This is a genomic window from Ligilactobacillus equi DSM 15833 = JCM 10991, from assembly GCF_001435735.1.
Classification (GTDB): domain Bacteria; phylum Bacillota; class Bacilli; order Lactobacillales; family Lactobacillaceae; genus Ligilactobacillus; species Ligilactobacillus equi.
In genome coordinates, this window is the sequence record NZ_AZFH01000081.1 from 1 (window position 1) to 3,257 (window position 3,257).

General features: G+C 36.0%; 3 protein-coding genes. All 3 read left to right on the forward strand.

Annotated elements, in window-relative coordinates; translation table 11 throughout:
• Positions 1–240: 240 nt before the first annotated feature.
• The 3 genes from FC36_RS06475 to FC36_RS06485 all read left to right on the forward strand — a co-directional run bounded on the left by FC36_RS06475 (position 241) and on the right by FC36_RS06485 (position 3,073).
• Positions 241–1,587 carry a replication initiation protein gene (locus FC36_RS06475; RefSeq protein WP_025021405.1) on the forward strand — a complete coding sequence of 449 codons (1,347 nt, stop codon included), beginning with the start codon at positions 241–243 and terminating at the stop codon, positions 1,585–1,587.
• Positions 1,588–1,733: 146 nt separating this feature from the next.
• The gene (locus FC36_RS06480) at positions 1,734–2,378 is read left to right on the forward strand and encodes a helix-turn-helix domain-containing protein (protein WP_025021404.1); all 645 of its coding nucleotides are present in this window, start codon (positions 1,734–1,736) and stop codon (positions 2,376–2,378) included.
• A 32-nt stretch (positions 2,379–2,410) separates the two neighbouring features.
• Positions 2,411–3,073, forward strand: a complete 663-nt coding sequence (locus FC36_RS06485; RefSeq protein WP_025021403.1) for a RusA family crossover junction endodeoxyribonuclease — start codon at positions 2,411–2,413, stop codon at positions 3,071–3,073.
• Positions 3,074–3,257 lie beyond the last annotated feature (184 nt).

The window sequence follows — 3,257 nt, forward strand, 5'->3', positions numbered from 1 at the left end:
CAGATTTTGCGAAAGTGCCGACAGATTTTGCGAAAGTGCCGACAGATTTTGCGAAAAAGTGGACAGCACTATAAATTTGTCGGCTTTAAATGAGTTTGAAAATTTTAAGTAATACCTATTTTTTATAGAAAAAATCAGCTATAATGTTGATATATAAACGAAAACTGAAAGTGCCGACAGATTTTGCAAAAGTGCCGACAACGATTGTTTTTTGTCGGCTTTAAGGAGGTTGTTCCAAAAATGGATAAAAATATTAATAAATTAGAGAAGCTTAATCGGACTAAATCGTACCAAGATAATCAGTTAATTTCTGCAGTCGCCCAAATGGAAACGCTTCCTCAAAAGTTATTTGAAATAGCTGTGGGAGCGATAAATCCGACTGGAGATGCGAATGAAAATCGGATAGTAGAAATAAGGCGCTCTCTGGTAGAAAGTTTTTTACCTAAAACGGGAGAAATTAAGAATTATCAACTTGAAGAGGTAATGAGAAAACTTGTCAAAGAAAGTGTATTCTCTTTTGAAACTTATACACCAACAGGACGTAAAAAAAGTATTACTATTGCTCCAATCAGCTATATTGAAGTTGAGGAAAATGGAGACTTTATCAAGTTAGAATTTACAGATAAAATTTTACCGTTATTGACTGATTTAAAGCGGGATTACACTCGCTTGAATGTTCAGGATATCGGGAATCTCTCAAATACAAGTAATATTTCGATTTATAAGTTCCTCATGAAATCGTACAACAAATACGAGAACTATAAAAATAAAGGCTCAAGAACGAGGGGACAGCTCAAAGAAATACTTAATCCAGAAATCTATTTGGACGATCTCAAGAGGCTAACAAATACCTTGGGGATGTACGCTAAGTTCAGTGATTTTGAGCGTAGAGTTTTAGCAACTGCAGTAGATGATATCAACAGGAGTACCAACTTAGATATTACGTACACAAAAGAACGGATAGGACGTAGGATAGGTAAGATTGTTTTTCACATTCGAGATAAAGCAAACTTGGAAATTAATGATTTGCAGAACTCAGGTGATGATCCAAAGGAAATCACGTCTCGACAAGAGTTTGCTATCCTGTTCGGAAGCCAAATTTTACCGTTTGAAATGACACAAAATGAGGATGCGTTATTTGAGTTAGTACCCGTTTTGAATCGTTATAAGGCATTCATAGAAAAATACGATGCCTTAGAATTAACAACGCATCTCATGTATGTCAAAAAACATATGAGTGGGAATCCAAAGAATCTCAATAATTATTTGATTACCGCCTTGCAAAATTATGAACAGATGATTACAGGGAATAATCAGGTTAGGAACCAGAGCCAAAGAAAAACAACTAAGCGAAGGTTAATCCAGAAAGAAACCTTACCAAATTGGGCAAAAGAGGGATATGTAGTTCCTCAAATGAGTAAAGAAGAATCAGAAGCATTAGTCCGTAAAGAGAAAGAATTAAAAGAGAAGCTTGCTAGGTTTAGCGTAACTAATAAGCTAAAAAAAGGAGAACCCTTATCCGAAAGGGAAATCGCAGATATTAAAAAATACGGCTTCGACGTTGATGAGTTAGTGAAAGAAAAATAAGTATATCGTTCTAAGCTTGTATTTTGCGTTTTAACGCTTTGAGATTATTTTGGGGCAATTATCAAAGATTAGATTTAAAATCCGCGAGACAACAAAATATACGGGTTAAACGTGAAGTTAAGAAAAATATAGTCAGGAGACCAAGAATGTCAAAAAAAAAATTAAAAATACCTGTTAGAGTTGAGTATCATGATCGTTTGAAAATCGTTAGGGATGTTCTAGATAAGCGTAAGACCAGAAACGAGGTCAAAGAAGAATATGGTATTTCATCCTATCAAGTATCAACATGGATAAAAAAATTCAAAAAAGGTGGGGAGCAAGGCTTAGTTTTTAAGAACGAAGCATCCCCAGTCATAGATATTGATGCAAGTATCTTAGGAAAATTAGAGATGCTATTGCCGTTTTTTTATCAAGCTAAAGCTTCAGAGACAGATAAGAGTCAGGATGAACAACTAGCATACAAGGCTAGTGTAGGAACAATCGCAGAATTAGCTAAATCTGCCGATATGAGCGTTTCTGTGTACAAGAGACTAAGTAGACGGATTTCTGATTTAGAAGCGCCAGAGGACAAAATAAAGGAACTAGAGAGCGTATTGACTGTTAAGGGGCTTAGAGGGATGGTTAAATTTGTTAACGGCCGTTTAGAAGCAATCAGACGAGGTGAGTTACCTGATAGAAAGAAAAAACTATCTAAGCAGTCTATAAACAAGGCTAAGAGGGATAGAGAGAAACGGGAACTATATGCTCAGAAGAAAGACGAGTTTAACTCCGATTGGGATGACTGGGATTAAACGCAATATTTGTCAGAAAGGGATGAAGAACCGTGAAAATTAGAGTGCCACTTGAGCCTCAGGGGGCTAAAAGGCCTAGGGTCAACAGCATGATTAACAACGCTTATTATGACAGTAAGTATCGCAAATGGCTTGATGAAGCTATGAAATGGGTTGAAGATTATTTGGGCCAAACCGATTATGCTCTTGTTGAAGAATTACTGGGTAAGGATAGGAATGGAAATCAGTACCGAAATACGCATGAAATTAAAGGGTTTAGACGGATAGAAGATGTTGAGTACAAGATAGACAAAGAGAGAGGTAAAAAAGTCGTAAAGACCAAGAATGTAGGTTTAGACCAAGACGGCCGGCCTATCTTAGATCAAGACGGGTACGTTATCTCTAGATATGGACAAAAGATGCCTATTTTAGGACAAATTAGGGATGATTATCTAGGTATTAAGGTCAGAATTATGTTTATCTTACCTAGGAGAAATAGCAGAAAAACAACAGAATTTGACCGCCCTTTTCCCGTAGACTCAAATACGGCAGATATTGATAACTACACTAAGGCAATTCTAGACGCATTTTTCGAGACGCCTATCTTTAAAGAAACGGGGTTAAATGACAGACATATTCAGTCTTTGTTTGTGCAGAAACGATATGTAGATAAGGACGAGGAAGCGGGTATTTTGTTAGAGATGAAACCCTTGTAATCCCCTTTTATAAAGGTTAGCAGACAAGAAAACCCATGTTTTTAAACATGGGATGAATTGTTGATAAGCTAACCGAACTTAGTTAGTTTTTTAATGATTTTTGCATTTGGGATTCAATATATTGTTTGGCAAACAACATATGTTACGATAAATGTATAGAAAGGTGGTGAAATAAAATGTTAAA

What these genes read in the sequence shown, in the direction of transcription:
- FC36_RS06475 (WP_025021405.1), top strand. Translation starts at nt 241, where the DNA reads ATGGATAAAAATATTAATAAATTAGAGAAGCTTAATCGGACTAAATCG.
- FC36_RS06480 (WP_025021404.1), top strand. Translation starts at nt 1,734, where the DNA reads ATGTCAAAAAAAAAATTAAAAATACCTGTTAGAGTTGAGTATCATGAT.